This is a genomic window from Variovorax paradoxus (genome assembly GCF_040544635.1).
GTDB lineage: Bacteria > Pseudomonadota > Gammaproteobacteria > Burkholderiales > Burkholderiaceae_C > Variovorax > Variovorax paradoxus_R.
In genome coordinates this window covers 49,737-76,667 of record NZ_JBEPKJ010000009.1, presented here as the reverse complement: position 1 = coordinate 76,667, position 26,931 = coordinate 49,737, and the positions used below count along the sequence as shown (strand labels likewise).

The window sequence follows — 26,931 nt, the reverse complement described above, 5'->3', positions numbered from 1 at the left end:
TGCCATATGTAGACAGATCTGTCTACATGCCTACAATAGCGCCATGGACATCTCCGCACTGCCCGCGCGCGAGCGCATCCTGCTGACCGCGCACGACCTCTTCTATGCCGATGGAATCCGGGCCACGGGCATCGACCGCGTCATTGCCGCATCGGGCGTGACCAAGGTCACCTTCTACCGGCACTTCCCGTCGAAGGACGACCTGGTGCGCGAGTTTCTCGACCATCGCCATGCGCAATGGATGGCGTGGTTCGTCGATGCGCTCGGCCGCCGCGGCGCACACGACCGTGCGGGCGATGCCGGAGCCTTGCCGCTGCTGGCCGACGTCATGGCCGAATGGTTCGCAGATCCTGTCTTTCGGGGCTGCGCTTTCATCAACTCGGTGGCCGAGGTGGGCGGCAGCGTGGAGGGCGCCGCCGAGCGTGCGCGCGAACACAAGCGCGAGATGGTGGAGGTCATCGCGGGCCTGCTGCCCGCGGCTTCACCCGCAGGCATGGCGCTCGCGCAGGCGGCTGCGCTCGGGGTGGACGGCGCCATTGTCAAGGCACAGATGGGCGGCGCGGCCATGGCGCACGAAGCCGTCTGCGATCTGCGGCGCCTGCTCGAGGCTTTGGCCGCCGTGCCGGCGCCGGCCCGCTAACATCCGCTCCGGAAACAACCCATGGCTTCGACGCGACTTCCCTCCACACAGGGCCTGCAGGCTTTCGAGGCCGTTGCACGGCTGCGCAGCGTGAACCTTGCGGCGGAAGAGCTCAGCGTCACCCCCAGCGCGATAAGCCATCGCATACGGCAGCTCGAGTCGCAGCTGGCGCTCAGGTTCTTCAGGGGAAACGACTTCAGCCTGAGCGCGGACGGCATCGCCTACCTGGCCCGCGTGCGCGAAGCCATTGCAGCGTTGCAGCAGGTGCCCGGGCGCGAGCCCGAATCGCAGGTGCGGCGGCTGCGCGTGGCGGTAACGCCCACCTTCTCGCGCCAGATACTCTTGCCCCGGCTGGCCCTGTTCCGCGACGCGTATCCGAACATCGAGTTGATGCTGCAGGTGACCACGCCGGTGCGCAACATGACGGCCGAAGAGGCCGACATCGAGCTGCGCTTCGGCACCGGTCCGTTCCACGACCGCGAGTTTTTTCAGCTGCTGGCCGACGAGGTGTCGCCGGTGTGCAGCCCGGCCTACCGGGAGCGCCATGGTCCGTTCGACGGCTTTGCGACGGATGCGGAAGTGTCCCGCGCCCAGCTGCTGCGTACGCCGCTGGAAGCCTGGCGCACCTGGTTCAAGGCCTGCGGCATCGGCCTGCCGGAGCCGGCTGCGGGCCACCAGTTTCACGACCTGGGCCTGGCGCTCGATGCGGCGGCCGAAGACTTCGGCGTGGTGCTGATGCACCTGAAGCTCGGAAGCGCCTGGCTCGAGAGCGGCCGGCTCGTGCGGCTTTCGAAAGCGAGCGTGCCCTCGCCCAACGCCTACTTCATCTGCTGGCGGCCGGGTGCGATGGAGCGCTGGGAGTGCGCCACATTCGTCGAATGGCTGCGAGACGCGCTGCGCGGCTGACGACTTGAATTTTTTTCAGGCCAGGACCGGGTAAATTTCAGACCGGCGGCCTTGGGGTGGATCAGACTCGGACCGTTGCGGGCCCGTCGACAAGCGACAAGACAACGGCCCGCCTTGCGCAACCCATAGAAGACCCAACAGGAGACCGCCTCGTGCCCGACCTTTCCAAGATTACCTGCATCGAAGACCTGCGGGTGATCGCCAAGCGGCGCGTGCCGAAAATGTTCTACGACTACGCCGACTCCGGCGCCTGGACCGAGAGCACCTACCGCGCCAACGAGAGCGACTTCCAGAAGATCAAGCTGCGCCAGCGCGTGGCGGTGAACATGGAGGGCCGGTCCACCCGCTCCACCATGATCGGCCAGGACGTGGCCATGCCGGTGGCCATTGCGCCCACCGGCCTTACCGGCATGCAGCACGCCGACGGCGAAATTCTCGGCGCGCGCGCGGCCAAGGCCTTCGGCGTTCCGTTCACGCTATCGACCATGAGCATCTGCTCGCTCGAGGACATTGCCGAACACACCGGCCGGCATCCGTTCTGGTTTCAGCTCTATGTCATGAAAGACCGCGACTTCATCGAGCGGCTGATCGAGCGTGCGCGCGCCGCGAACGTCTCGGCGCTGCAGCTCACGCTCGACCTGCAGATACTGGGCCAGCGCCACAAGGACATCAAGAACGGCCTCACCGCGCCGCCCAAGCCGACCATCGCCAACATGCTCAACCTGGCAACCAAGCCGCACTGGTGCCTGGGCATGCTCGGTACAAAGCGCCGCACCTTCGGCAACATCGCGGGCCATGCGAAGGGCGTGAAGGATCTTTCGTCGCTCTCCTCGTGGACCGCCGAGCAGTTCGACCCCGCGCTCAGCTGGGCCGACGTGGAGTGGATCAAGAAGCTCTGGGGCGGCAAGCTCATCCTGAAGGGCATCATGGACGTGGAAGACGCCCGCCTTGCGGCGGCCAGCGGTGCCGATGCGCTCATCGTGTCGAACCACGGCGGCCGCCAGCTCGACGGCGCACCCTCGTCCATCGCGGCCCTGCCGGCCATCGTCGAGGCCGTGGGCAGCGAGATCGAGGTGTGGATGGACGGCGGCATCCGCAGCGGGCAAGACGTGCTCAAGGCCCGCGCGCTCGGCGCCCGCGGCACCCTGATCGGCCGCAGTTTCCTGTACGGCCTGGGGGCTCACGGGCAAGAGGGCGTGACGCGCGCGCTGCAGATCATTCACAAGGAGCTGGACATCACCATGGCCTTCTGCGGTCGCACGCAGATCGACCAGGTCGATTCGAGCATCCTGCTGCCGGGCACCTTCTAAGGCCACTTCGGGGGTAGGCTGATGCGAAGGAGCCTACAACTCGAATATCCGCTCCATGGCCACCCACTTCTCCCCTTCAGGCGTCCAGGGCGTAGGCGCCTGAAACTTCCACATCAGCTCTTCCCACTCCCGAATCTTCGGGTCGCCCCGCGTTGCAGCCGCCATGGCCTCGGCGTCATACCGCGCGTCGTCCGTCTCCATCAGCATCACCATCCGCGTGCCGAGACGATAGATCTCCATGCCCGTCACGCCGTGCGCATGCAGATGCGCGCGCACCTCGGGCCAGATGCTGCGGTGGTAGGCCTCGTATTCCGCAATCAGCGCCGGGTCGTCTCTGAGGTCAAGGGCAAGGCAATGGCGCATGGGCGGCTCGTTCGTTCCAGTGGAAAGGGTGAAGAAAAAAGATCAGGTCAACGCCCGGTCCAGATGCGTGTAGCCACCGTCGACGAACACCCATTGCCCGGTCGTGTGCGACGCCTGCTCCGATAGCAGGAACACCACGTTGTTGGCAATTTCCTGCGGCGTGGTCATGCGTCGCCCCAGCGGAATCTTGTCGGTGATGGCCGCGAGCTTGCGGTCGGGTTCGTCGAAGGCCGATATCCAGCGCTGGTACAGCGGCGTCATCACCTCGGCCGGAATCACGGCATTGACGCGCACGCCGTCCTCCAGCAGCGATGCCGCCCACTCGCGCGTCAGCGACAGTTGCGCGCCCTTGGCTGCGGTGTAGCCGCTGGTGTTGCCCTGCCCCGTTACCGCGGTCTTCGACGAGATGTTGACGATGGCGCCACGGCTGGCTTTCAGGTGCGGCAGGCTGAAATGCGCCATCACGTAGCAGTGGATGAGGTTGCGCTCCAGCGAAGCAACGAAGGCCTCGCGCCCCGCTTCGAGGCCCACGCTGTCGTTCACACCCGCGTTGTTGACGAGCCCGTCGATGCGGCCGAACTCGGCGACGGTGGTTTCGACGGCCTTGGCGCAAGCCGCTTCTTCCATCAGCTCGAACTGGATGAACCGTGCGTGCGGCTGCAGCGCGCGCAGCTCTTGCTCGAACGGCGCGTCGAGCGGGTTCTTGCCGCAGATCACCGGCACCGCTCCTTCGCGTGCGAGCGTGAGCGAGATGGCCGCGCCGATGCCGCTGCCGCCACCGGTCACGATCACCACCTTGTCTTTCAGATGCAGGTCCATGGTTTTCCGTGCCTTTTCTTTCGTTGTCTGTTCAGCCGCGGAAGCGGTACTGCTCGAGCGACTCGGGCTTCATCGTGATCGAGAAGCCCGCTGCCGTCGGCGGCATGTACGCCGCACCGCGAATCACGCAGGGCTCGGTGAAGTGTTCATGCAGGTGGTCCACATACTCGATCACCCGCCCCTCGCGCGTCCCCGAGATGCACAGGTAGTCGATCATCGACAGGTGCTGCACGTACTCGCAAAGCCCCACGCCACCCGCATGCGGGCACACGGGCAGCTTGTACTTCGCAGCCATCAGCATCACCGCCAGGATCTCGTTCACGCCGCCGAGCCGGCACGAATCGATCTGCACCACGTCGATGGCGCCGCGCATGATGAACTGCTTGAACATGATGCGGTTCTGGCACATCTCGCCCGTGGCCACCTTCACCGCCGGCGCGATGCCTTCGCGGATCTTGCGATGGCCTTCGACGTCATCGGGACTTGTCGGCTCCTCGATGAACCAGGGCTTGGCGAATGCCAGCTGCCGCACCCAGTCGATGGCTTGGTCGACTTCCCAGACCTGGTTGGCGTCGATCATCAGGTGGCGGTCGGGCCCGAGCACTTCGCGCGCCACTCTCAGGCGGCGGATGTCGTCCTGCAGATCACGGCCGACCTTGAGCTTGATGTGATTGAAGCCCGCATCGACCGCCTCTTGCGCCAGGTGCCTCAGCTTCTCGTCGGAGTAGCCGAGCCATCCGGCCGAAGTCGTGTAGCAGGGGTAGCCTTCGGCCTGCAGCGTGGCGATGCGCTCGGCCTTGCCGGCGGCCGCATCGCGCAGCAACACAAGCGCCTCATCGGGCGTTATGCAGTCGGTGATGTAGCGAAAGTCGATGCACCGCACCAGCTCCTCGGGGCTCATGTCCGCCACCAGCTGCCACACCGGCTTGCCTTCGGACTTGGCCCACAGGTCCCACATCGCATTGACCACCGCGCCGGTCGCAAGGTGAATGGCGCCTTTGTCGGGACCGATCCAGCGCAGCTGGCTGTCGGAGGTGATGTGCCGCCAGAAGCGGCCCATGTCCTCGGCCACCCACTGCAGATCGAGCCCGACGACCAGGTGACGCATCGCCTCGATGGCCGCGCAGCAGATCTCGTTGCCGCGGCCGATGGTGAAGGTCAGGCCATGGCCTTCGAGCCCCGGCTGATCGGTTTCGAGCACGACATGCGCCGCGGAGTAGTCCGGGTCGGGGTTCATCGCGTCGGAGCCGTCGAGTTGCTGCGAAGTGGGAAAGCGCACGTCCAGTACGCGCATGGATCGGACGATGGTCATGGACAAGTCTTCGTCGAAAGAATCAGTCGTACAGAACAGTGGCAATCTTCGGGTCGGTGATGTTCGTCTTGTCGTACCAGAAGAAGCCTGTATCCACCACCTTGGGCAGCTTTTCGCCCTTGATCGCCTTCACCGCCATCTCCACGGTCTTGTAGCCCATGCCCACCGGGTTCTGCGTGATCGCGCCGGCCATGCTGCCGTCGATGATCGCGTTCTTCTGCTGCTTGCCGGAGTCGTAGCCGATGATCACGACCTTGCCGTTGCGCTTCATCTCCTTCACGCCGTTGACCACGCCGATGGCGGAGCCCTCGTTGGCGCCGAAGATGCCCTTCAGGTTCGGCGAGGCCTGCAGGATCGACTTGGTGATCTCGGTCGATTTCAGCTGGTCGCCGCCGCCGTACTGCACGCTCACGATCTTGATGTTCGGGTAGGTCGACTTGATGCGGTTCACGAAGCCGTCGCGCCGGTCCATGCCGGTGCGGCTGGTCTGGTCGTGCACCACCAACGCCACTTCGCCCGTCTTGCCGATCAGCTCGGCCATCTTGTCGGCGGCCAGCGCGGCGGCGGCCTTGTTGTCGGTCGTTGTGGTGGTCACCGGGATGTCGCTGTCCACGCCCGAGTCGAACGCCACCACGGGAATCTTCGCGGCCTGCGCCTTCTTCAGGAGCGGAATGGCGGCCTGGCTGTCGAGCGCGGCAAATCCGATGGCCTGCGGCTTCTTGGCGAGCGCGGCGGAGAGCATGTCGATCTGCTTGTCGACCATCGCCTCGGTCTCGGGGCCTTCGAAAGTGACCTTGACCTTCAGGTCCTTCGCAGCCTGCTCGGCGCCGGACTTCACGGCCTGCCAGAACTGATGCTGGAAGCCCTTCGACACGAGCGGGATGTAGATCTCTTGCGCCTGCTGTGCCTGCGCGAAGCCCGACAGGCCGATGAGGGCCGCGCCGATCGCGGCGGTGACTGCTCTTCGTTGAATCATGCAAAGGTCTCCTGTGGTTGTAGAAATGGGGTCAATGCTTGCTGCTGCTGCGGCGGCGCAGGATGTCCGCATACACGGCCAGGATGATGATCACGCCCGTGACCACCGTTTGCCATTCCTGCGCGACCGAGAGAATGCGCAGGCCGTTGGTCAGCACGCTCATGATGAAGGCGCCGATGATCGTGCCCACGATGGTGCCGGTGCCCCCGCTGAGCGAGGTGCCGCCGATGACGACGGCCGCGATCGCGTCGAGCTCGTAGCCCTGTCCCAGCGCAGGCTGCGCGGAGTTCAGGCGCGAGGCGATCAAGAGGCCCGCGATGCCGCAGATGCCGCCACTCACCGTGTAGACCACGACCTTCCAGAAGTCGGTGTTCACGCCCGACAGGCGCACGGCCTCTTCGTTGCTGCCGAGCGCGAAGGTGTAGCGTCCGAAGATGGTCTTGTTGAGCAGGATGCTCGCGGCAACCGCAACCAGGAACAGGATCAGCACCGCATTCGGAATCGGCAGCGACGGAATGAAGTAGCCGATCAGCGATTCCTGCGAGATGGCCGGGAAGTCCGGCGTGTCGTTGAAGTAGATCGGCTTGGTGCCCGAGATCACGAGCGACAGGCCCTTGAGCAGCATCATCATGCCCAGCGTCGCGATGAAGGGCGGGATCTTGAGCTTGGCGATCAGCACGCCCGAGACGAACCCGGCCAGCGCGCCGAAGAAGATCGCGGCCGCGATGCCGAGCGCGAGCGGCATGCCCATGTAGGTGAGCACCACGCCGGCCATGACGGCGCAGAAAGTCATCAGCGTGCCCACCGACAGGTCGATGCCCGCGGTGACGATGACGAAGGTGCAGGCAATGGCCAGCACGCCGTTCACCGCGGTCGACTGCAGGATGCTCACGAGGTTGTCGGTCTGCAAAAACTGCGGCGACGCGAAGCTGAAGAACACCATCAGCGCGATGAGGCTGGCAAAGGCCAGCAGCTTCTGCCGCGTGGCGGGCCTGAAAAGCCGCGCCTTCAGCGAGAAGCCCGATACGGGGGCGGTGGTGGCGGTGGTAGCGTTGGGGGTCGTCAAAGCGTTGTCTCCAGTCGTCATGCGGTGGCGGCAGCAGCAGCGGTGGTTTCACGCCGGGTGGCGAGCTGCATGATCTTTTCCTGCGAGGCTTCGCGCCCCGCCAGTTCACCGGTGATGCGGCCTTCGCACATCACCAGCACGCGGTGACTCACGCGCAATATCTCGGGCAGCTCCGAAGAGATGATCACGATGGCCTTGCCTTGCGCGGCCAGCTCGTTGAGCAGGTGGTAGATCTCGGCCTTGGCACCCACGTCGATGCCGCGCGTGGGCTCGTCGAAGAAGAGCACGCTGCAGTCGCGCAACAGCCATTTGGCGATGACAATCTTCTGCTGGTTGCCGCCCGAGAGCAGCCGCACCTGCTGGCGCACCGAGGGTGTCTTGATGCTGAGCTGCTTCACATAACGTTCGCCGGCCGCCTCGATGGCGGCCTGGTCGATGAAGACGCCCATGGACAGGAACTTCTTCATGCTCGGCAGCGCGATGTTGGTCTCCACGTCCATGCCGGTGGCCAGGCCGAAGTGCTTGCGGTCTTCGGAGAGGTAGCCGATGCCGTGCGACACCGCATCCTCGGGCGACTTGATCGACACCTTCTTGCCGCGCACGCGAACCTCGCCCGCGTCGATGGGGTCGGCGCCGAACACCGCGCGCGCCAGTTCCGTGCGGCCCGCGCCCATGAGCCCCGCAAAGCCCAGGATCTCGCCCCGGCGCAATACGAAGCTCGCATCGCGCACCATCGATCCACGCGTGATGCCCCGGGCCTCGAGCACGATTTCGTTGCCCGAGGTGTCGGGAAAGTCGTTCTCCACCTCGGTGAGCTGGCGGCCCACCATCATGGCGATGAGCGTGTCCATCGGCGTTTCGGCCATCGACACGGTGGCGATGTACTGGCCGTCGCGCATCACGGTCACGCGGTCGGCAATGCGCTTGAGCTCGTCCATCTTGTGCGAGATGTAGACGATGGCCACGCCCTGCGACCTGAGCTGGCCGATGATGCGGAACAGGTCGGCCACCTCTTCGTTGTTCAGCGCGGCGGTGGGCTCGTCCATGATGAGCACGCGCGAGTCGAACGAGAGCGCCTTGGCGATCTCGACCATCTGCTGCCTGGCCACCGTGAGCTCGCCCACCGGCGTGTGCGGGTCGAGCCGCAGATTCATGCGCGCGAAGATGCGCGCGGCCTCGGCGCGCATCGCGTCTTCGTCGATGAAGAGGCCGAAGCGCCCGCGCGGCTCGCGGCCGATGAAGATGTTCTGTGCGGCGCTCAGGTGGTTCATCAGGTTGAGTTCCTGATGGATGATCCCGATGCCCAGGGCCTGCGCCGCGCGCGGGCTCGCGATGTCCACGGGCCGGCCGTCGAACATCACCTCGCCGGAGTCCTTGCTGTAGACGCCTGCCAGCACTTTCATGAGCGTGGACTTGCCCGCGCCGTTCTCTCCCATCAGTGCATGCACCTCGCCGGGCAGCAGGTCGAAGTGGGCCTTGTCGAGGGCGCGTACGCCGGCAAAGGATTTGCAGAGATCGCGAATGGTGACGATGGGTTGCATGGCGGCGCGTTCAGTCCATCGGAAGGCCGTAGAAGCGTTGCGCGGTGCCGCGCCAGATGTGCGCCTGCTCGCTGGCCGACAGGCCGCCGATGCAGGCCTCGCTGACCGCGATCCAGCCCGCATAGTCGCCGGCCAGCGTGAGCACCGGCCAGTCGCTGCCCCACATGAGGCGCGCGGGGCCGAAGCTTTCGAGCAGCGGCTCCCACACCGGGCGCACGGCGCGCGCCGCCGCATCGACATCGCCGTGCGTCGATGGCGGCGCCTCGCCCCAGAGGCCGGAGAACTTGCAGCACACCTGCGGCAGCGCGGCGAGCGCGCTCATGTCCTTGCGCCAGGTCGCGAAGACTTCGCTGTCATGCGCGCCCACGGGCGGCTTGGCGGCGTGGTCGATCACCACGGGCAGTTGCGGCCAGTCGTTCAGGAAGCGCATCAGCGAAGACAGGTGCCGCGGCTTCACCAGCGCATCGAAGCGCAGGCCCAGGCGCACGAGCGCCTGCACCGCATCGGGACGCGGCATGCGCGCGATCCAGTCGTCCTCGGGCAGGTCTTGCAGCATCGGCCGCACGCCCTTGAACTTGGGATGCCGCGCCATGCGTTCGATCGAGGCCACGGCATCGGGGCTGCTCAGGTCCGCCCAGCCGACCACGCCGCCCACCACGTCGTTCGCAGTGGCCAGCTCGAGCATGAAGCCGGTTTCGGCTTCCGAGTCGGCGGCCTGCACGAGCACGGTCCGCTCCACCCCATGCGCGTGCAACAGCGGTGCAAGATGCTCGGGAAGAAAGTCGCGCACCAGCGGCGCGAGGGCGGGCACATCGGCGCGCAGCCACGCGTAGTCGCCGCGCGCGGGTCGCCAGAAATGCTGATGCGAGTCGATGCGCTGGATCATGTCGTGACGCGGGCGGAAGGGAGCCGCCGCACGCCTTGCCTCTCTAGTCCATATGCGAACAGAGTATTTACATGCGAACTTTCAGCGTCAAGCGCGATTCATCGGGGCTTACCCGTAGAACGAAACTTGCAAAAAACAAAGCCTGCTGGTGAAATTCACCAGTGAACAAATCTCTCTCATCTGAAGTTTTGGCCAAGCCTGCCGACGACGCGGACCGCTACCGCGCTCCCGCCCTCGACAAGGGGCTGGACATCCTCGAGCTGCTCGCTGACCAGCCCGACGGCCTCACGCGCGGCGAGATCGTGAAGGCGCTGGACCGCGGCCCGAGCGAGATCTACCGCATGCTCGAGCGGCTGGTGGCGCGGCAGTACGTGCTGCGTTCGCTGGCGGGCGACCGCTACAGCCTGAGCCTGAAGATGTTCGACCTCGCCCACCGCTACCCGCCCACGCACCGCCTGGTCGCGCAGGCGCTGCCGGTGATGGACCGCTATGCCAAGGAGGCCGAGCAGGCCTGCCACCTCGGCGTGTACGACCGGGGCAACGTGCAGATCGTGGCGCAGGTCAACAGCCCCGCCGCCAGCAGCATGACGGTGCGTCCGGGCACGCGCGTGAACCTGCTGGACACGGGCTCCGGCCAGGTGCTGCTGGCCTGCGAATCGGATGCGCGGCGCAAGCAGATGCTGGCCGAGCACGTCGCGCTCGACGGCGAGGTGCAGATACCGCCCGACGAGCTGGAGCACATGCTCGAAGCCGTGCGCGCCACCGGCTACCGGCAGCGCGAGAGCCTGCAGTACTTCGGTGTGATCGACATCTCGTGCCCGATCCTCGGGCCGCACGGCCATGCGCTGGCGGTGCTCACCACGCCGTACATCCGGCGCATCGACCGCCACGCGATTCCGTCGCTCGACCGCGCGCGAGAGCTGATGCTGCAGGCCGCGCGCGATCTCTCACTGCTGGCGAACGCCTAGGCTATCGAATCCGGCGCCTGCCCACAGGGGCGATGGTTGGGTAAATGACCGGCTCTCAGTCCGCGTAGACGCCAGCCGCCTTGATCACCGGCGTCCACTTGGCGATCTCGTCGATCACGAACTTCTTGTGGCCCGCGGGCTCGATGCGGCCATCGGTTGCCACGACGGCGCCCAGCAGTTCTTCGCGCTTGATGAAGTCCGGGTCTTTCAGCGCGACCTTCAGCGCATCGTTGAGCCTCTTGAGCACCGGCGCCGGCGTGCCCTTGGGCGCGTACAGGCCGTGCCAGATCGTGACCTCGAAATTCTTCAGGCCGGCTTCGTCGAGCGTGGGCAGGTCCTTCAGCAGCGGCATGGTCAGGCGCCTGGGCGTGGTCACCGCGTAGGCCTTGACCTTCTTCGCCTCGATCTGCGGCGAGGTGTTGGTGGTCTGGTCGCACAAGAGGTCGATCTGCCCGCCGATCAGGTCGGTGATGGCCGGGGCGGTGCCCTTGTAGGGCACGGGCGTCATCTCGGTCTTGGTCGCACTCTGGAAGAGCAGCCCGCACAGGTGCGAGGCCGAACCCACGCCCGCGTTGCCGATGTTGATCTTGCCCTTGTTGGCGGCGATCCAGGCCGTCAGTTCCTTGTAGTTGTTGGCCGGCAGGCTGGGCTTGGCGATCAACGTCATCGGCACGTCGTTGACGATGCCCAGGTATTCGAAATCGCTCTCGACCTTGAACGGCACGTTGCGCACCAGCGTGGGCACGGTGGCCATCGCGATGTGGTTGAGCAGCAGCGTGTAGCCATCGGGGTTGGCGCGCGCCACCTTGGCCGCACCGATGGAGCTGCCCGCGCCGGGCACGTTGTCGATGATGACGGTGCTGCCGCCCAATGGTTTGCGCAGCGCCTCGGCCAAGTCGCGCGCCACGCGGTCGGTGGGGCCGCCGGCAGCAAAGGGCACGACGATGGTCACGGGCTTGCCGGCGGGAAAGTCCTGCGCGTGTGCGCCCGCGGCCAGGACAATCGCCGCAAGGGCGAACAGTTTTTTCATGGAGTCTCCAACGAGTTAAGAAAAAAATCAGGGAGCCCGCGCAGGCACGCGGGTTTCGAGCGCGGGCGCTTGCCACTCGGGCTTGATGTGGCAGCCGTTCTTGCCGTCGGTGTCGTAGCGCGGCGCGAGCGATACGCAGCGTTGCGCCAGACTCTGGGGCGTGGGCTTCTCGCCCTTGTCGATCCAGTCCATCAGCGCGCCGAAGAGCGCGGGGTATTCCGAATCGCTCAGGTAGCTGTGCTCGCGCTCGGCACTGAAGCTCTGCACCAGCATGTCGCCCGTGCCGGCGGCATCGCGGATGCGCTTGTAGGCGCTTTCGAGTTCGACGAAGGCCGTGGGGTCGTCGATGGCGTGCAGGGCCACGGTGGGCAACGCGGTGCGGCCGGTGGGCTGGCTGTCGGCGGCGAGCGCGCCCTTGGCCTGCGGGTCGGCCGCATAGCGCGCCACGCCGGCATTCAACGCCGCATCGTCCGCCGAGCCCTGGTAGACCACGCCGATGTTGCCGAAGGGATTGCGTCCCTCCAGGCGCTGCTGCACCAGGTCCTGGAACAGCCAGGTGGCCCAGTTCAGGTGGCCCACCAGCGAACGCTCCTGGATCTTCACGACCGACAGGATGGTCTTGAGCCGCGCGGCCTGCTCGGGCGTGCGCTGAGCGGCGGGCAGGCCGACGCCGGTGCACTCCCTGACGCGCGCGGCCAGTTCGGCGCGCGTGAGCTTCGAATCCATCGGCAAGCCCTGCCACAACGGATATTGCGGCTCATCAGGCTTCGGATGGTTGCGGCACACGTACTGGTAGACCACGCGCAGGTCGAGCCGGAAATCGTAGGCGCTGTTGCCGCCGCCGAGCACGCCGCTGGTGAGCAGCAGGCCGTCGTACGGGCTCTTCGCATCGCCCGCCGGCGCATAGAGTTCGGCGGCTTTTGCAGCCACGCCCGCGCCGTAGCTCTGGCCATGCAGCAGCGTTCGGCGCGGTGCGCCGAAGCGCTGCACGAAGATGCGGCGCAGGCGCTCGGTGTCTTCGGCGGCCATGGTCACGCCGTAGCCGCCGCGCCGGTAGGTGGAGCCGGCCCAGGCGTAGCCGGCCTTCACGGTGACGGCCCAGCGCTTCAGGTCTTCCTCGCTGCGCTCGAGCCTGGGCGGACCGGTCTCGGGGCCGCCATGGGCATGCATGACGAGCACGCGGTTCCACGCCTGCGGGACGGCGATCCAGTAGAGCGCGCCGGCGCCATCGTCGCCGGTGTAGCAGCGCGTTTGCGCGGGCACCGGCGCCGGACAGGCCGTGGGCTTGGGGCCCCAGGCGGCGGCCTCGGCCGCCAGCGCGGCCATGGTGCCGAGCAGCGCAAAAGCAACCGTGCGAAGAAGCGGTTTCCTGTTGTTCATCAATGCCGTGCTCCGAGTTCCAGCGCCGCGGCCGTCCCCGATGCGGAGACGAAGCCGAGAACGCCGTGGGTGAAGATGAAATTGCCGGGACGGCCTGCATCGGCCTGCACCACGCCCGGCACCGGCGTGTCGTAGCTCAGCACCGCGGCGGCGCCGCCCAGGTTGAAGGCGCTGCCCGCCACGGTGGCCTCGCGGCTTTCGCCCTGCACGCTGGCCACGGTGTAGCTGCCGTCGGCTGCGCCCGCCATCAGGCTCTGCTGCGGCGCCAGCAGCCGCAGCCCGGTGTTGGTGGCCGATTCGCGCACCAGGTGCAGGGGCACTGCGTTGCCGTTGACCAGCCCGATCACCATCGAGCCGGTGAGCGTGCCGCCGGTGGTGGTGGAGCCCCCCGTCGGCAACGTGGTGCGCAGGTCGTAGGCGTTGCGCGCGGCGTTGTACGTGATGTAGCCCTTCTCGGTCTGGGTGCAGCTCGGGTCGTAGGCCATGAAGCTGCCGGTGGTCGCGTCGCGGCAGTACTGGAAGGTGCCCGCATTGCGCAGCCGCACCGATGACGCGTGTGCCGCCGTGCCGCCCGTGCCCTGCTGCACGCCCACCGCGTTGAAGATGTTCGCCACCGGGTTGAACACCGTGGGCGTGGCCGCATTCTCGAAGGTGGTCTGGAAAGCCAGGAGCGGCGTGAAGCCGCCGCCGGCCGGCGCGTTCACGCCGCCGAGCAGCACGCCTCCCGGCGAAAACGTGAAGACCGCGCCGCTCTCCGCACTGGCGTAGCTGCACTGCCCCTGCGCCACCAACGTGCCGCGGCGCTGCGCGCCGGCGGTGCGCTGCAGGCTGGCGTCGATGGTGACTACATAGGCCATGGTGGTGGGATCGACCTGCACGCTGAGCTCTTCGCCGAATCCGTTGCCGCCCTTGTAGGCCGTGGTGGCCGCGGGCAGGTTCGGGCAGGCGAGCGGATCGCCGACTTCGGTCACGCAGCTGTAGTTGACCGCCGCGTCGAGGCTGCCGCTGCCGCGGTACTTGGGCCATGACGGAAACCGGCACAGCGGACGCGTGCGGCCGTAGGTGCCGGCCACGGCATCCACCGCCACGCCGGTGGCGGGCGCGAGGCCACCCTCCACCCAGCCTTCGAGCGCCGCGAGCGAATCCCAGTTGGGAATGAACACGCCCGTGCCGTGGCCCATGCCGGGCACGGTGTAGAAGCGCACGCTCTCGTCCACCGCGGCCTGGCCCAGCGTGGCGACAAGCTGCCGGTAGTAGTCGATGGTGGAGTTGGGGCTGATCACCTCGTCGGCCAGGCCATGCAGCATGATGATGCGGCCGCCATGCGCGAAGAACGGTGCGAGGTTCGGGTTGGTCGCGTCCGTGAGGTTCGACACGGCAGTCACCCGCGCCGCATAGCTGCCCGGGTCCAGCGGATCGAAGCCGAGCGTGTCGAAGCTGTCGATGCGCGTGACGAAGTACTTCACCCACTGGTCGCCCGTGACATACATGTTGGCATCGGCCGATGTAGCGGGGTTGGCCGGCACAGGGCGCGTGCCGAGGTCGCGCGTGGTGTACGGGCCCGCCACGAGCGCACCTTCGAGGATGTTGTAGCCGCCCGCGCGTTTCACGCCGTTGGCGAGCGAGTAGGTCGTGAAGTCCAGCGGCGACTCGATGGTGCGCACGGTGGCAATCTGTGCATCCGACAGACAGGTGTTGCCCGTGTCCGCACCGCCGCTGCAGCGCAGCGAGGCGAGGATCTGCGTGTTCAGCAGCCGGCAGCTCTCCACGTTGCTTACGATGTTGTCGGCCGCGCCGTCGAGCTTGTCGCAGGCCTGCATCGCGGCCTTCTGCACCAGCAGCGTCTTGGCCACGTTCATCCAGCCGGCGCCGCCGTTGTTGTAGAGCGCGCGGCCCACCGCCACGTTCGACAGCCGCGTGCCCGTGTAGTTGAGCGCGGGCTCGTTGGCAACGATGCCGTCGTAGTCGAGCGGCCAGCGCTGCACGTAGCCGAGCGCATCGCGCCCGCCGGTGGAGGTGCCGAGGAAGTAGGCCTTCCTGGGCTTGACGCCGTAGCGCGCAAGCACCAGCGCCTGCGCCACGTCGCGGGTTTTCTTGAGCGACAGTCCGCCGTAGTTGGCCAGCTGCTCGTCGTTGGCGGCGAACCGGCCGTCGGTGATGCTGCTCGCCTGGTGGCCCGAATCGTCGCCATAGGTGGCGTAGCCGAGTGCCAGCAGCGCAGGCTTTCCGGTCGGGCCGAAGCGGATGGTCTCGGTGCCGTCGATGAGCACGCCGTCGAAGCCGCCGCCGCCGAAGTGAATGGTCTTCTGGTTCCACTTCTCGGGCAGATTGAGCGCGAAGTTGATCGCCTGCGAACCGGGGTCGACCGGCTGGATGGTGCCGCGCACGCGGCAGTAGTCGCCCATCAGGTTGCCGGCGTCGCCCGCGGCCACGGGCGTGGCGCTGGTGACGGTGGCGCCCTGCGTGGGAAGGCCGATCAGCGAGGCGGGCAGGCTCTTGCCGGCCAGCTCCGCGCACGAGAGCACAGGCGCCACGGGCGGTGGCGGCGGGTTGTCCGGTGGCTCGGCGTCGGGCGGATTGCTGGCGGCGGGCGGCGTCGTGGGCTGCGTGGGGAAGAAGAAACCGGCGCCGCCGCTCCCTCCTCCACCGCCGCCGCCGCACGCGGCCAGAACCAGGGAAATGCCGATCGCGGGGCCGAACGAACGGCAGGCGCGAAAGGCGGCTTGAATCATCGATGAGGGGCGCGACATGCGCATGGACTTGTCTCCGGCATGCGGCCTCGGTGGGCCGCTTTTTTGATCAGGCGGCCGGACGATAGGTGCACGAGTGACTTCGGGTCAAATAAAATAACAAGGCACTTTCAATACGAAAAAGATATGGACATCAGAGCGCTCCGCTACTTCGCGGCCGTGGCCGAGACCGGCCACATGACGCGCGCCGCAGAGCAACTGGGCATCCAGCAACCGCCGTTGAGCCAGCAGATCAAGGCGCTCGAACGCGAGCTGGGCGTGCTGCTGTTCAGGCGGCATCCGCGCGGCGTGGCGCTCACCGATGCGGGCCGGCTGTTCCAGGTGGAGGCGCTGCGCATGCTCCACGACATGGAGGCCATGAAGCAGCGGATGGCGCGCGTGGCCAAGGGGCAGGCCGGCACCCTCGCGGTGGGCTTCACGAGCTCGGCGGCGGCGCACCGCTTCATGCCCGAGGCCCTGCGCGCCTTTCGCCGCGCGCATCCGGGCGTGGAGCTGCAGCTGCGCGAAGACAACGCCGCAGAGCTCACCGAGGCGCTGGCCGCCGGCCGCCTGCATTGCGGGCTGCTGCGCGTGCCGGTGGCGCGGCCCGACGGCCTGGTGTTCGAAACGCTGCTGCGCGAACCGGTGCTGGTGGCCATGCCCAGCGACCATCGCTTTGCCCTCGCACGCAGCAAGGCCTCGCGGCCGCTGCCGCTGGCCAGGGTGTGCGAGGAAGGCATCATCCTCGTGCGCCGCCCCGGCGCGCCCGGCCTCTATGCCGAGCTGCTCGCGCTGTGCCATGCCAAGGGGCTGCGTCCGCGCGTGGTGGCCGAAGTCGATCGCATGATGACCAACCTGAACCTCGTGGCCGCGGGTGTCGGCCTCTCGGTGGTGCCGGCCTCGATGACCGGCGTGCACGCGCATGCCATCGCCTACGCGCGGCTGGCCGACGGCGGCCAGCTCGATGCGCCGCTCACGCTGGTATCGCGTGCAGAGGAAGACAACCTGCCCGCGCAGCACTTTGCCGCGCTGCTGCGCCGGCTCGCGAGCGAGAACCCGCGGTCATGAGCACAGCGCCAAGGGTTGCACCAGTGAGCCCGCTGTTCCAGCGCCGCCGCTTCGTGCGCCACCTGGGCACGGCACTCGCCGCCGCGTGCGGGGGGCCGCGCCTGCTGCACGCCGCTGCGCCGCCCTGGCCGAATCGCCCGGTCCGGTTGATCGTGGTGTATCCGCCCGGTGGCGTGAGCGACGGCATGGCGCGCGCACTGGCCGAACCGCTCGCGCAGGCGCTGGGCGTGCCGGTGCTCATCGAAAACCGCGCCGGCGCGGGCGGCAGCGTGGGCATGGATGCGCTCGCGCGTGCCACGCCCGACGGCTGCACGCTCGCCTTCTCGGCCATCAGCCCGCTCACGCTGCACCCGCTGCTCGCGCGCGTGCCCTACGACGCGCTGCGCGGCTTCGTGCCCGTGGCCAGCGTCATGCGAACGCCGGTGCTGGTGGTCGGCACGCCCGCCTTCGCGGGCCGCAGCTTCGACGATCTGATCGCCATGGCGCGCAGCCAGCCGGGCGCCGTGCGCTGGGCCACCTCGGGCGTGGCCACCATCGGCCACATGGTGCTGGCGCAGGTGCGCATGCAAAGCCGCACCGACATCACGCACATTCCGTATCAGGGCGGCGGCCCGCAGCTCAACGATGCGCTGAGCGGGCAGTTCGAGGTGCTGTCGACCAACGTTGCGGCGCAGCAGCTGCAATACATCGAAAGCGGCCGCCTGCGCGCGCTGGCCGTGGGCGCGCCCGCCCGCATCGAGGCGCTGCCCTCGGTGCCCACGCTCGCGGAGCTGGGCTTCGGGAAGGCCAACCGCGATTCGCTCTTCGGCATCTTCGCGCCGGCACGCACACCCGCCGCCGTGGTGCAACGCCTCAATGCGGAGATCAACCGCCTGCTGCGAACCGGGCCGCTGCGCGCACGCCTGCGCGATGCCCACAACATTCCGGCCGGCGGCAGCATCGAAGACTTTGCGCAGGAGATTGCCGTCGACCGGCGGCGCAACCGCGAACTGGTGGCGGGGGATCGGTCGCAGTTCGACTGAGGTGCTACGCCTCGGCGATCCAGAGTCCGGGGTAGTCGTGCACGAACCCGTCCTCCGTCACACGCAGCATCGCCGCATAGTCGAAGCGCTTGGCCTCGTAGGCGTACGCGTCGTTCGCGGTCCGTTCGTAGCGCTGCTTCAGTTCGCTGAGCATGCCACCGCCGTCCAGGTCGACCCAGGCGGCCGGCGCGTCCGCGCCCTCGCCTTTTGCAAGGTTGAGCCGGCGCAGCTGCAGCAGGTTGGTGGCGGGCGTAAAGCCCAGGTCGAGGTCGACGCAATGCGAGAGGTCCGGCACCGCCTCGTCGTTGAGTTTCCAATGCCCGTGCGCATCGCGGGCAATCGACAGGTCGATGGCGGCTGCGCCGAGCCAGCCGCGCACGGTGCCCCATTGCGTGTGCCAGTGCAGATCGCAGCGCACGCGATAGTGCAACTGCGCGATGCGCCGGTCTTCAAGGCGGAATACGGCGGCACCGTCGAGCTGCCACGCAGCGGCGTTGCGTTCGAGGCGGCAGGCGTCATGGCCCGGTGCATCGAGCCTGCGCCACAGAATGGAAGCGACGGTTTGCATGGTCCGGATAATGGCCCGAGGCGGCACAACAGGCAAGCCTTGTCACAATGCGCCGCACATGAAGCAGATCCATCTCCCCGCGGCGGCCCCGCTGCTGCCCGCCCTGTTCGGCCTGTTCGCTCTGTTCGCCACGCCGGTCCATGCCGCGCTGAAAGACGGCGACATCGTCTTTCACACCTCGCGCTCGGCCCAGAGCCTGGCGGTGCAGCGCGCTACCGGCTCACGCTACAGCCACATGGGCATCGTGCTGCTGCGCGGCGGCAAGCCCTATGTGTTCGAAGCGGTGTCGACCGTGCGCTACACGCCGCTCGCGCAGTGGACGGCGCGCGGCGACGGCGGGCACTACGTGGCGAAGCGGCTGCGCAATGCCGACGCACTGCTGACGCCCGGCGCCGTGGCCCGCCTGCATGCGGGCTCCGCGGACTACGAAGGCCGCCCCTACGACCTGACTTTCGAATGGTCGGACCAGCGCATCTACTGCTCCGAACTCGTGTGGAAGCTTTACCAGCGCGCACTGGGCGTGCGCATCGGCGAGCTGCAGAAGATTCGCAGCTTCAACCTGGACGACCCCGCGGTGCGCGCCAAGATGCGCGAGCGCTATGGCGACAAGGTGCCGATGGACGAACCGGTGATCTCTCCGGTGGCGATGTTCGGATCGCCGCTGCTGGTGACGGTGGAGGCGCGCTGAGCGCTGAGCGCCGAGCGGTCTCGCCCAAGCCGCCGCTCGCATCGATGCATGCCGAGCTAACATCGTACGCCCGACCATTCAGAGGAGCGCGCAATTGGAACCCTGGTTCGCCCATGCCAAGCCGATCGACTCGCTGGAGCCCGAGATCGCTTTTCATTTGCAGGACGAGTTCAGCCCCGTGTCGGGCGGCCCGGCCGAACCGCTCGCCTTGCCCGGGTTTCCGCGCGCCGAGCGTTTGCTGGCGCGCACCTCCGAGGTGGTGGGGCACGAGGCGGAGCTTGCCGCGTACTACGCACAGGTGGTTGCGGCGGCCCGGCGCCACACGCTCAAGCTCGACCAGGTGCGGCATTACTTCTGGATGGATCTGCGGCTGGACAACGAAGAAGCCGGCGTTCAGCTGTCGTTCCCCTGGTATGACACCTTTGCCACGATGGACCATTTTCTTGCCGCAATGGCCGGCAACGACCAAGGCATGATCTACGACGACCAGGACCAGGGCTGGGCCATAGAGGTCTGGGCCCGAAACGGCACGCTCTACATCCGCCAAAGCGATCCCGAGGCCGACGATGACCCCGGCCAGGCCGTTACGCTGGCCAGGGCGGGCCTGCAGGCTCGCATCGCACCGCTGCGCGAGCGCACCGTGAAGATCGTGGCCCAGCTTGCAGAGGAGTTCGGTGCCGACGTGTGGACCACGGGCGAAGCGCCTTCGTTTCCTTAGCCACCCAGAGCCTCAGATCGGATAGGCCGTCAGAATGTAGAACGGCTTGCCGTTGTAGCTTTCCATCTTGAGGATGATCCGCACGCCGGAGAGGTCATTGACGGCCGTGCTGCCGAATTGCACGCCCCGTCCGACCACATAGCCCAGCACGTGCTCCAGCTCCGGCGATTTGCTGCCCGCGGCCGCTCCGCGTGACCAGGCGCGCACCGCGGCGGCATTGACGCGCAGCGTTTCAGTGATCGCGCGTTCCGCCGTGGCGAGATCGGCAAAGGTGGAAACTGCCTTGGGGCCCGGCCGGGTGGCGGTCCGCACCCTGGCCAGCAACTGGGCGTCGGTTTGCCCGACATGGCGTGCCATGGTGTGGCCGCCGAGCCTCGATCCGGCGGCGGCTTCATGCTCGACCAGACGGATGCGGCCTCCGCGCGTCACAGCGATGATGCGAGCGGCTCCCAGCCCCGCGGCCACGGCCAGCGGCACCGCCACATCCACCGCAAGCCCGATGCCGTCGGCCGTTTCGCGCGAGGCACCCAGCGCTTCGGCCGCCGAACTTGCGGTGACGGCGGTCGCGGTGCGTTGCGGCGTACCGGTCCAGACCTGGCGGCCCGAAGTGGCCAGGGTGTCGAAACCGTGCACGCCCAGCACCACGCAGCCGGCCTTGGTCACCATCGTGGGCTCGGGGGTGAGGCAGAGCACGCCGGCACCGACCAGTTCCACGACACCGCCCACCAGCCCGACGGTGCCCCAGAGCCGATTGCTCAAGCTCGCGGATTCGGGCACATCCTGTCCACCCAGAACCCCGGCCATCTGCACCGGCGTCAGCGCGATGGTCATGCCTTCGACTTCGTCATCCATGCCAGATCCCTTTCCTTCCCATGCCTTCGATGCCATCGGACGGTCAAAACCGCAGTCCGCCGCATTCTGGCATGCATGCGCCCGCGGGCGAACAAGCCCCGGCCGCGAGACAATCGGAGCCGTGAGTCCCCAGCCCGTTCCAGCGCCGCCGCTGCGCCGCATCGCCCACCTCGACATGGACGCCTTCTACGCGTCGGTCGAGCTGCTGCGCTATCCGCAGCTCAAGGGCCTGCCGGTGGTGATCGGCGGCGGGCGGCGCAGCGTGGACGAGGCGATTCGCCATGTGCCGGAAGGCGGCACGCTGGCCGACATTCCGCTCGACGCTTTTCCCCGGCTGAAAGACTACGTGGGCCGCGGCGTGATCACCACCGCCACCTACCCGGCGCGGCAGTTCGGCGTCGGTTCGGCCATGGGGCTCATGAAGGCCGCCAAGCTGTGCCCGCAGGCCATCATCCTGCCGGTGGACTTCGAAGAGATACGCAAGTATTCGCGCACCTTCAAGCAGATCATCAGGGAGGTCGCGCCGCTGATGGAAGACCGGGGCGTGGACGAGGTGTACATCGACTTCACCGACGTGCCCGGCGGGCAGCGCGACGGCGGGCGCTCGCTCGCGCGGCTGATCCAGAAGGCCATTCTCGACGCGACCGGCCTCACCTGCTCCATCGGCGTGGCGCCCAACAAGCTCATTGCCAAGATGGCGAGCGAGTTCAACAAGCCCAACGGCATCTCGGTGGTCTACGAAGACGACTTGCAGACGCGCATCTGGCCGCTGCCCTGCCGCAAGGTGAACGGCATCGGTCCCAAGGCCGACGAGAAGCTCAAGCGCTTCGGCATCGAGACGGTCGGCCAGCTCGCGGCGTGCGAGCGGGATTGGCTGATCCAGAATTTCGGCAAGTCCACGGGCGCATGGATGCACGAAGTGGCCTGGGGCCGCGACAACCGGCCGGTCGTCACCGAAAGCGAGCCCGTGTCGATGAGCCGCGAGACCACCTTCGACCGCGACCTGCATGCGGTGCGCGACCGCGCCGAGCTCGGCGCCATCTTCACCCACCTGTGCGAGAAGCTGGCCGAAGACCTGCAGCGCAAGGGCTACGTGGGCAAGACCATCGGCATCAAGCTGCGCTATGACGACTTCAAGATTGCCACGCGCGACCAGACCATCGACCGCTTCACCGCCGACGGCAAGACCATTCGCCAGATCGGAGGGCTGTGCCTGAAGCGCGTGCCGCTCGAACGGCCGCTGCGCCTCTTGGGCGTGCGCGTGGGCGCGCTTGCGAAGGCGGACAGCCCCGAGGCGATGGCGCCGGCCGCGGGCGGCCCCGTCTCGCGCGCATCCGCGGAGGCTGCATCGGCCACCGCATCGCTCTTCTGAAGCGTCCGAAGCCGTGATCAAACGCTGGCTCCGGCGCATCGCATTCACGCTGCTGGGGTTCACGATGGCGGTGGGGCTGTACGTGGGCGCCGCCTGCGCGCTGATGTTCTGGCCGGCCAATGCGCAAGCGCCCGCGCAGCCGCCCGCCGCCCCTGCCTGGGTGTTGAGCAACGGCATTCACACCGACCTGGTGTTTCCGATCCGCTCGGCCACCATCGACTGGCAGCAGCTCTTTCCGTTCGCGCACTTCAAGGCCGTGCCGCCCGATGCCGAGTTCATCGCCATCGGTTGGGGCGACCGCGAGTTCTACCTGCACACGCCCACCTGGGGCGACCTCACGGCGTCACGCGCCTTCGGTGCCCTGCTCGGCGGCAACCGCGCGCTGCTGCACGTGACTTACCTCACGCGTGCCTCGCTGCACAAGAACGCCTTCCACCTGCCGCTCTCGCAGACGCAGTACGCGCAGCTCGCGGGCTACGTTCGGGCGACGCTGACCTCGGGCCGCGCTGCACCCGTTGCCGGTGCGCACTACGGCAACGACGACGCCTTCTACGAAGCCGAAGGCGGCTACCACCTCTTCGAGACCTGCAACACCTGGACCGGGCGCGGCCTGCGGCAGGCGGGGGTCAAGGTCAGCCGATGGACGCCGTTCGACTTCAACGTGGTGTGGCACCTGGAGCCGGTCCGCCCCTGACGCCCAGGGACAAAGCGCCTCCATCGCACCAGCGGCGCTTGCGGCGTCCTACAGGCGGCGATGGCCGATGCAGGCACAAGCGACGGGTACCGCAACCACGCAAACCCCATGCCGGCACGCTCCACATCGCTTTCACCGCCCCCGCCCTCCAAGCCGACGCCGATCGCCAATGGCCTTGTCTATGTGAACCCCGACATGCCGGGCATCCGGCGCCTGAAGCACGGCGACCACTTTCGCTATCGCGATGCCGAGGGCCGATGGGTGCGCGACGTGGACGAACTCTCGCGCATCCGCACGCTGGCCATTCCGCCGGCCTACACCCAGGTGTGGATCTGCCCGCTGCCCCATGGCCATCTCCAGGCCACCGGCATCGACACGCGGGGCCGCAAGCAATACCGCTATCACCCCGACTGGCGGCTCTTCAAGGACGAAACCAAGTTCGAGCGCCTCGAAGCCTTCGGGCTCGCGTTGCCGCGCATCCGCGCACGCGTGGCGCGCGAGCTGCAGGAAGGCGGCAGAGCAGCCGCTCCGGGGCGCCAGCAGGTTCTGGCGGCACTGGTGCGCCTGCTCGACACCACGCTGCTTCGCGTGGGCAATGAGGAGTACGCCAACAGCAACGGCTCCTACGGCCTCACCACGCTGCGCAACCGGCACGCCGCCGTGCAGGGCGCCGCGCTCCGGCTGCGCTTTCGCGGCAAGAGCGGCGTGATGCACGAAGCCCTGCTGGACGACCCTCGCGTGGCGAAGGTGGTGCGCCAATGCCAGCAACTGCCCGGCCAGGCGCTCTTTCAGTATCAGGACGAAGACGGCCAGCTGCGCAGCGTGTCGTCCACCGACGTGAACGACTACCTCGCCGAAGCGTCACCGGGCGAGCGCTTTACCGCCAAAGACTTTCGCACGTGGCACGGCACCGTGCAGGCGCTGGAGCTCACGCGGCTGGCCTGCGAGCCGGGCCGCACCGCCGCCGACAGCAGCCGCTACAGCGCCAGGGAGATCCTGGCCGCCGTGGCGAAGCAGCTGGGCAACACGCCCGCGGTCTGCAAGAAGGCCTATGTGCACCCCGCCGTGCTGGCGCTGGGCAGCGCGCTCGCGGGCGACGGCGAAGACGCATCGTCGGAGGTGCTGCGAAGGATGTCGGCGCGCACCGCGGCCCGGCGAACGCGCGGCCTCCACGCCGCGGAACAGCGGCTGCTCGTTTTTCTGCGGGCGCATCGGCAACGCCAGGCGCGCGAACTGCGGGAGGCACGCAAGGCCGAAAGGAAGAACAGCCTCAAGGTCGTGCCACGCAACCTGCGCAGCGCGAGGCGGCAAAGCTCTCAGCCCGGAGCGAGCGAGAAGCGCACGCTGTCGCGCTCCAGCGCCACCATGTAACCCAGGTCGTCGGCCAGGCTCTGGAGCGCAATGGCATCGATGGCCAATGCACGCGGCGCTCGATGCGCATCGAGCACGGGGCTGACGCCGCTGGACTCGCGCGGCAAGGCACTCAGGCGCAGTGCATCGGCACCGTCCGCATCGATGCGAATGGCACCGGCTTCTGGCGCACCGTCATGCAGATAGCCGAGCCCGCCGAGAAGCAGGTAGCGCAGCGCGGCGCCCTGGGGCCGGCGGGGTTCGTCTTCGCGCGGGTCGAGCGCGGAATCGACGTCCAGCGTCACGCCATGCATGTCGAAGGCCGCACGCATCAAGCCCACGCATTGCGCTACCAGCGCGCTGCGCGTGATGCCCTCATCGGTCGTGGCCAGCTCCCAGTCGCGCAGCGAGCGAATGCCTTCGACGAGTTCGGACACCTGGTTGTCGATCAGCGCCACGCGCTCCTCGCAAGCGCCCGCATCGATGGATTCCGCGCCGACCTGGCGCTTAAGCATGAGCAACGCCATGCGTATGACCGAAACCGGGGCAGCCATGTCGTGCCGCAATGCCGGCAAGGCGCGGGTTAGCAATTCATGGCGCACGCCGGCAGCGATCCAACTGCGGGCTCCGGGCGAGGCCTTCATCGCGCGGCGGGAGCCGAAGGCTTCGCCTCATTCGGTGGGCAGGCCGGCAGACGGCCTGCAGGTCGGGGGGCGGCAATGGGCACGGTCGGCACGTTCACTTTTTGCGTTTCCTGAAGCGAAGGAAAGCCAAAGTATCGGGCCCACCCCTTTCGCCGGGTGTAGGAGCGTACCTACGCTTTCCGCGCCCGGCGTTGCAAAACAGGCAATCGACGGGCCGAGCGGAGCGGAAGCTAGGGCTTGCCGAGATAGACCCGCACGTCCTTCACCTCGACGCCCGCAGCTGCGACGGCCGACCGCAGCTGCGCCTCGGTCACGCCCAGCGTCTGGGTCCAGTAGCGCACCTCGTGCGGCTCGTTGACATTGATGCGGGTCCGGTCTTGCGGACCGCGCTTGTTGGGATCGTCTGCCATGGTGGTTTTGATGCTTCCTTGTGGATGCGGACACGATGCGTCTTTTTCCTGCGCGGCACTGGAGGACGGCGGCGCGGCTGCATGCAGGAAAAGTCCGAACAAGGCGCGGCGCGCCACCGCTACCGGCAGCGCGCCTGCAGTTCGCGCTTGAGCACCTTGCCGTTGGCCGTGGTCGGCATCGTGTCGACGGTCTCGATGCGCGCCGGCCGCTTGTAGGGCGACAAATGCTCCGCCAGGTACGCGCGCAGCGCCGGCTCGTTCAGCACCGCGCCTGGCTTCATCTCGAGAAACGCGACGATCTGTTCGTTGCCGTCGGCTTCGGGCACGCCCACCGCCGCGCATAGATGCACGCCGTCGAAGCGGCCGATCACTGTTTCTATCTCCGCCGGATAGACGTTGAAGCCTGAGCGGATGATCATTTCCTTGAGCCGGCCGACCACGAACAGCGCACCATCCGCATCGAAGCGCCCGAGGTCGCCGCTCGCATACCAGCCGTCCGGGCGCATGACCTGCGCCGTGGCAGCCGCGTCGCGGAAATAGCCCAGCATGAGGCCGGGGCCGCGCAGCCAGATCTCGCCCGTTTCACCGGCCGCGACATCGCGGCCGTCGGGGCCGACGATGCGTGCCTCGCCGCCCTCGACGATGCAGCCGGCGGAGGTGTCCGCGCGCGGCGCCTCGGCCCGGGTCAGGAACACCGAGCCCGCATACTCCGAAAGGCCGTAGCCATAGTGCAGCGGCTGGCCGAACAGCGCCTCGATGCGCTGCTTGAGCCCGAGGTCGAGCGGCGCTGAACCGGTATAGACATAGCGAAGCGCCGGAAAACGCGGCACGGCGCGCTCTGCCTCGATGTGCGCCAGCAGGCGCGCATACATCGTGGGCGGGCCGAGCAGGTTCGACACCTGTTCGTGCGCGAGCGCCTGCAGCATGTCGGCGGGCGAGAAGCTTGCGCGCAACACCAGCGCGGCACCGCCGGTGAGCGCGGCCATGAGCACCGTGCCGATACCGAAGATATGCGTCATCGGCAGGAAGGCGTAGACCCGGTCGCGTTCACCCAGCGAGCGCACGCTGGCCGACACGCGCCCGAAATGCAACAGGCCGCGGTGCGACACCATCACGCCCTTCGGCGTGCCCGAAGTGCCTGACGTGAAGATGATGGCGGCCGTGTCCGCCAGCGCGGCATTGGCCTCCGGCCGGGCTTCGGCGCGCACGGCCGAGCGCATCACGCCGGGCAGCGCCGACGGCACCGCGCCGGCGCGGCTCGCATGCTGCCGTGCGGCACTCGATGCATCCGTGGTGAAGTAGCACAGCCGCGCGTCGGCGCGCCCGGCAATGGCCGCGATTTCGCCGGGCGACATGCGCGCGTTGACGCCGCATGACCACGCCCCGACACGGCTGCACGCCATGATCAGCGCGATGTGGGCGGCGCAGTTCTCGGCCACCAGCACCACGCGGTCTGTCGGCTGCACGCCGGCGGCCAGCAAGTCTTGCGCCGCGGCCTCGGCCAGGGCCTGCAACTCCGCGTACGACACGGTACCTTCAGGCTCGAAGAGAAAAGCCGCTTCGGGCGAGCGCACCGCGCGCGCCTCGAGCAGTTCGTGGATTCGTGTGGGCGCCATCGG

The 26,931-nt window shown here is 67.7% G+C and carries 26 protein-coding genes; 11 read left to right on the top strand and 15 right to left on the bottom strand.

What is annotated here, in order from left to right; genetic code table 11:
* Positions 1-43: 43 nt before the first annotated feature.
* The 3 genes from ABIC94_RS16240 to ABIC94_RS16230 all read left to right on the top strand — a co-directional run bounded on the left by ABIC94_RS16240 (position 44) and on the right by ABIC94_RS16230 (position 2,856).
* Positions 44-640, top strand: a complete 597-nt coding sequence (locus ABIC94_RS16240; protein WP_354374030.1) for a TetR/AcrR family transcriptional regulator — start codon at positions 44-46, stop codon at positions 638-640.
* A gap of 21 nt (positions 641-661) precedes the next feature.
* Entirely contained in the window at positions 662-1,546 is an 885-nt protein-coding gene (locus ABIC94_RS16235; protein ID WP_354374029.1) for a LysR substrate-binding domain-containing protein, read from the top strand.
* 152 nt (positions 1,547-1,698) lie between these two features.
* Positions 1,699-2,856 (top strand): alpha-hydroxy acid oxidase, encoded by a 1,158-nt coding sequence (locus ABIC94_RS16230; RefSeq protein WP_354374028.1) that lies wholly within the window; start codon positions 1,699-1,701, stop codon positions 2,854-2,856.
* A 33-nt stretch (positions 2,857-2,889) separates the two neighbouring features.
* Here ABIC94_RS16230 and ABIC94_RS16225 read toward each other — a convergent pair whose 3' ends face one another.
* From ABIC94_RS16225 to ABIC94_RS16195, 7 genes are read right to left on the bottom strand one after another with little or no spacing between them, the layout of a single operon-like run.
* A complete protein-coding gene (locus ABIC94_RS16225) occupies positions 2,890-3,219 on the bottom strand; it encodes an L-rhamnose mutarotase (protein WP_354374027.1) in 330 nt (109 codons plus the stop codon).
* Between the two features lie 42 nt (positions 3,220-3,261).
* A complete protein-coding gene (locus tag ABIC94_RS16220; protein WP_354374026.1) occupies positions 3,262-4,038 on the bottom strand; it encodes an SDR family oxidoreductase in 777 nt (258 codons plus the stop codon).
* A 31-nt stretch (positions 4,039-4,069) separates the two neighbouring features.
* Positions 4,070-5,350 (bottom strand): L-fuconate dehydratase, encoded by a 1,281-nt coding sequence (locus ABIC94_RS16215; RefSeq protein WP_354374025.1) that lies wholly within the window; start codon positions 5,348-5,350, stop codon positions 4,070-4,072.
* A 22-nt stretch (positions 5,351-5,372) separates the two neighbouring features.
* On the bottom strand, positions 5,373-6,326 hold the full coding sequence (locus ABIC94_RS16210) for an ABC transporter substrate-binding protein (RefSeq protein ID WP_354374024.1): 954 nt from the start codon (positions 6,324-6,326) through the stop codon (positions 5,373-5,375).
* 31 nt (positions 6,327-6,357) lie between these two features.
* A complete protein-coding gene (locus ABIC94_RS16205; protein WP_354374023.1) occupies positions 6,358-7,392 on the bottom strand; it encodes an ABC transporter permease in 1,035 nt (344 codons plus the stop codon).
* Positions 7,393-7,409: 17 nt separating this feature from the next.
* Entirely contained in the window at positions 7,410-8,933 is a 1,524-nt protein-coding gene (locus ABIC94_RS16200) for a sugar ABC transporter ATP-binding protein (RefSeq protein WP_354374022.1), read from the bottom strand.
* A gap of 10 nt (positions 8,934-8,943) precedes the next feature.
* Positions 8,944-9,819 carry an amidohydrolase family protein gene (locus ABIC94_RS16195; RefSeq protein WP_354374021.1) on the bottom strand — a complete coding sequence of 292 codons (876 nt, stop codon included), beginning with the start codon at positions 9,817-9,819 and terminating at the stop codon, positions 8,944-8,946.
* Between the two features lie 188 nt (positions 9,820-10,007).
* Here ABIC94_RS16195 and ABIC94_RS16190 point away from each other — a divergent pair, with 188 nt between their 5' ends.
* Positions 10,008-10,787: an IclR family transcriptional regulator gene (locus ABIC94_RS16190; RefSeq protein WP_354374020.1), complete on the top strand. Its 780-nt coding sequence runs from the start codon at positions 10,008-10,010 to the stop codon at positions 10,785-10,787.
* Positions 10,788-10,842: 55 nt separating this feature from the next.
* Here ABIC94_RS16190 and ABIC94_RS16185 read toward each other — a convergent pair whose 3' ends face one another.
* From ABIC94_RS16185 to ABIC94_RS16175, 3 genes are read right to left on the bottom strand one after another with little or no spacing between them, the layout of a single operon-like run.
* On the bottom strand, positions 10,843-11,817 hold the full coding sequence (locus ABIC94_RS16185; protein ID WP_354374019.1) for a tripartite tricarboxylate transporter substrate-binding protein: 975 nt from the start codon (positions 11,815-11,817) through the stop codon (positions 10,843-10,845).
* A gap of 27 nt (positions 11,818-11,844) precedes the next feature.
* Positions 11,845-13,197: a hypothetical protein gene (locus ABIC94_RS16180; RefSeq protein WP_354374018.1), complete on the bottom strand. Its 1,353-nt coding sequence runs from the start codon at positions 13,195-13,197 to the stop codon at positions 11,845-11,847.
* Positions 13,197-15,953 carry a tannase/feruloyl esterase family alpha/beta hydrolase gene (locus ABIC94_RS16175; protein ID WP_354374017.1) on the bottom strand — a complete coding sequence of 919 codons (2,757 nt, stop codon included), beginning with the start codon at positions 15,951-15,953 and terminating at the stop codon, positions 13,197-13,199. The genes ABIC94_RS16180 and ABIC94_RS16175 overlap by 1 nt, the downstream gene beginning before the upstream one ends.
* Before the next feature lie 120 nt (positions 15,954-16,073).
* On the opposite strand from ABIC94_RS16175, the gene ABIC94_RS16170 reads away from it, so the two are divergent.
* Entirely contained in the window at positions 16,074-16,994 is a 921-nt protein-coding gene (locus ABIC94_RS16170) for a LysR family transcriptional regulator (RefSeq protein WP_354374016.1), read from the top strand.
* Entirely contained in the window at positions 16,991-18,016 is a 1,026-nt protein-coding gene (locus ABIC94_RS16165) for a Bug family tripartite tricarboxylate transporter substrate binding protein (protein WP_354374015.1), read from the top strand. Before ABIC94_RS16170 ends, ABIC94_RS16165 begins: the two co-directional genes overlap by 4 nt.
* A 4-nt stretch (positions 18,017-18,020) precedes the next feature.
* Here the strand turns inward: ABIC94_RS16165 and ABIC94_RS16160 are convergent, their stop codons facing one another.
* Positions 18,021-18,584 (bottom strand): putative glycolipid-binding domain-containing protein, encoded by a 564-nt coding sequence (locus ABIC94_RS16160; RefSeq protein ID WP_354374014.1) that lies wholly within the window; start codon positions 18,582-18,584, stop codon positions 18,021-18,023.
* Positions 18,585-18,642: 58 nt separating this feature from the next.
* Between ABIC94_RS16160 and ABIC94_RS16155 the strand changes: the two genes are divergently transcribed.
* Complete coding sequence (locus ABIC94_RS16155; RefSeq protein WP_354374013.1) at positions 18,643-19,272, top strand: YiiX family permuted papain-like enzyme; 630 nt, start codon at positions 18,643-18,645, stop codon at positions 19,270-19,272.
* 94 nt (positions 19,273-19,366) lie between these two features.
* The gene (locus ABIC94_RS16150; RefSeq protein WP_354374012.1) at positions 19,367-19,990 is read left to right on the top strand and encodes a hypothetical protein; all 624 of its coding nucleotides are present in this window, start codon (positions 19,367-19,369) and stop codon (positions 19,988-19,990) included.
* A gap of 12 nt (positions 19,991-20,002) precedes the next feature.
* On the opposite strand, the gene ABIC94_RS16145 is transcribed toward ABIC94_RS16150, so the two are convergent.
* Positions 20,003-20,842: an RNase A-like domain-containing protein gene (locus tag ABIC94_RS16145; protein ID WP_354374011.1), complete on the bottom strand. Its 840-nt coding sequence runs from the start codon at positions 20,840-20,842 to the stop codon at positions 20,003-20,005.
* 175 nt (positions 20,843-21,017) lie between these two features.
* On the opposite strand from ABIC94_RS16145, the gene ABIC94_RS16140 reads away from it, so the two are divergent.
* The 3 genes from ABIC94_RS16140 (at position 21,018) to ABIC94_RS16130 (ending at position 24,279) form a co-directional block, all read left to right on the top strand.
* Positions 21,018-22,214, top strand: a complete 1,197-nt coding sequence (locus ABIC94_RS16140) for a Y-family DNA polymerase (RefSeq protein WP_354374216.1) — start codon at positions 21,018-21,020, stop codon at positions 22,212-22,214.
* Positions 22,215-22,227: 13 nt separating this feature from the next.
* Positions 22,228-22,908, top strand: coding sequence for a TIGR02117 family protein (locus ABIC94_RS16135; RefSeq protein ID WP_354374010.1), 681 nt, complete (start codon positions 22,228-22,230; stop codon positions 22,906-22,908).
* Positions 22,909-23,016: 108 nt separating this feature from the next.
* Positions 23,017-24,279, top strand: a complete 1,263-nt coding sequence (locus ABIC94_RS16130) for a DNA topoisomerase IB (RefSeq protein ID WP_354374009.1) — start codon at positions 23,017-23,019, stop codon at positions 24,277-24,279.
* Here ABIC94_RS16130 and ABIC94_RS16125 read toward each other — a convergent pair.
* The 3 genes from ABIC94_RS16125 to ABIC94_RS16115 all read right to left on the bottom strand — a co-directional run bounded on the left by ABIC94_RS16125 (position 24,225) and on the right by ABIC94_RS16115 (position 26,928).
* On the bottom strand, positions 24,225-24,812 hold the full coding sequence (locus tag ABIC94_RS16125) for a hypothetical protein (protein ID WP_354374008.1): 588 nt from the start codon (positions 24,810-24,812) through the stop codon (positions 24,225-24,227). The genes ABIC94_RS16130 and ABIC94_RS16125 overlap by 55 nt on opposite strands.
* A gap of 320 nt (positions 24,813-25,132) precedes the next feature.
* Complete coding sequence (locus ABIC94_RS16120; RefSeq protein ID WP_021006041.1) at positions 25,133-25,312, bottom strand: DUF3606 domain-containing protein; 180 nt, start codon at positions 25,310-25,312, stop codon at positions 25,133-25,135.
* 119 nt (positions 25,313-25,431) lie between these two features.
* A complete protein-coding gene (locus tag ABIC94_RS16115) occupies positions 25,432-26,928 on the bottom strand; it encodes a class I adenylate-forming enzyme family protein (protein ID WP_354374007.1) in 1,497 nt (498 codons plus the stop codon).
* Positions 26,929-26,931: the final 3 nt, after the last annotated feature.

Bases quoted from the DNA above. Each gene is read 5' to 3' on its own strand.
- ABIC94_RS16240 (WP_354374030.1), top strand. From the start codon at position 44: ATGGACATCTCCGCACTGCCCGCGCGCGAGCGCATCCTGCTGACCGCG.
- ABIC94_RS16235 (WP_354374029.1), top strand. From the start codon at position 662: ATGGCTTCGACGCGACTTCCCTCCACACAGGGCCTGCAGGCTTTCGAG.
- ABIC94_RS16225 (WP_354374027.1), bottom strand. From the start codon at position 3,219: ATGCGCCATTGCCTTGCCCTTGACCTCAGAGACGACCCGGCGCTGATT.
- ABIC94_RS16220 (WP_354374026.1), bottom strand. From the start codon at position 4,038: ATGGACCTGCATCTGAAAGACAAGGTGGTGATCGTGACCGGTGGCGGC.
- ABIC94_RS16215 (WP_354374025.1), bottom strand. From the start codon at position 5,350: ATGACCATCGTCCGATCCATGCGCGTACTGGACGTGCGCTTTCCCACT.
- ABIC94_RS16210 (WP_354374024.1), bottom strand. From the start codon at position 6,326: ATGATTCAACGAAGAGCAGTCACCGCCGCGATCGGCGCGGCCCTCATC.
- ABIC94_RS16200 (WP_354374022.1), bottom strand. From the start codon at position 8,933: ATGCAACCCATCGTCACCATTCGCGATCTCTGCAAATCCTTTGCCGGC.
- ABIC94_RS16195 (WP_354374021.1), bottom strand. From the start codon at position 9,819: ATGATCCAGCGCATCGACTCGCATCAGCATTTCTGGCGACCCGCGCGC.
- ABIC94_RS16185 (WP_354374019.1), bottom strand. From the start codon at position 11,817: ATGAAAAAACTGTTCGCCCTTGCGGCGATTGTCCTGGCCGCGGGCGCA.
- ABIC94_RS16180 (WP_354374018.1), bottom strand. From the start codon at position 13,197: ATGAACAACAGGAAACCGCTTCTTCGCACGGTTGCTTTTGCGCTGCTC.
- ABIC94_RS16175 (WP_354374017.1), bottom strand. From the start codon at position 15,953: ATGCGCATGTCGCGCCCCTCATCGATGATTCAAGCCGCCTTTCGCGCC.
- ABIC94_RS16170 (WP_354374016.1), top strand. From the start codon at position 16,074: ATGGACATCAGAGCGCTCCGCTACTTCGCGGCCGTGGCCGAGACCGGC.
- ABIC94_RS16165 (WP_354374015.1), top strand. From the start codon at position 16,991: ATGAGCACAGCGCCAAGGGTTGCACCAGTGAGCCCGCTGTTCCAGCGC.
- ABIC94_RS16160 (WP_354374014.1), bottom strand. From the start codon at position 18,584: ATGCAAACCGTCGCTTCCATTCTGTGGCGCAGGCTCGATGCACCGGGC.
- ABIC94_RS16155 (WP_354374013.1), top strand. From the start codon at position 18,643: ATGAAGCAGATCCATCTCCCCGCGGCGGCCCCGCTGCTGCCCGCCCTG.
- ABIC94_RS16145 (WP_354374011.1), bottom strand. From the start codon at position 20,842: ATGGATGACGAAGTCGAAGGCATGACCATCGCGCTGACGCCGGTGCAG.
- ABIC94_RS16140 (WP_354374216.1), top strand. From the start codon at position 21,018: ATGGACGCCTTCTACGCGTCGGTCGAGCTGCTGCGCTATCCGCAGCTC.
- ABIC94_RS16130 (WP_354374009.1), top strand. From the start codon at position 23,017: ATGCCGGCACGCTCCACATCGCTTTCACCGCCCCCGCCCTCCAAGCCG.
- ABIC94_RS16125 (WP_354374008.1), bottom strand. From the start codon at position 24,812: ATGGCTGCCCCGGTTTCGGTCATACGCATGGCGTTGCTCATGCTTAAG.
- ABIC94_RS16120 (WP_021006041.1), bottom strand. From the start codon at position 25,312: ATGGCAGACGATCCCAACAAGCGCGGTCCGCAAGACCGGACCCGCATC.
- ABIC94_RS16115 (WP_354374007.1), bottom strand. From the start codon at position 26,928: ATGGCGCCCACACGAATCCACGAACTGCTCGAGGCGCGCGCGGTGCGC.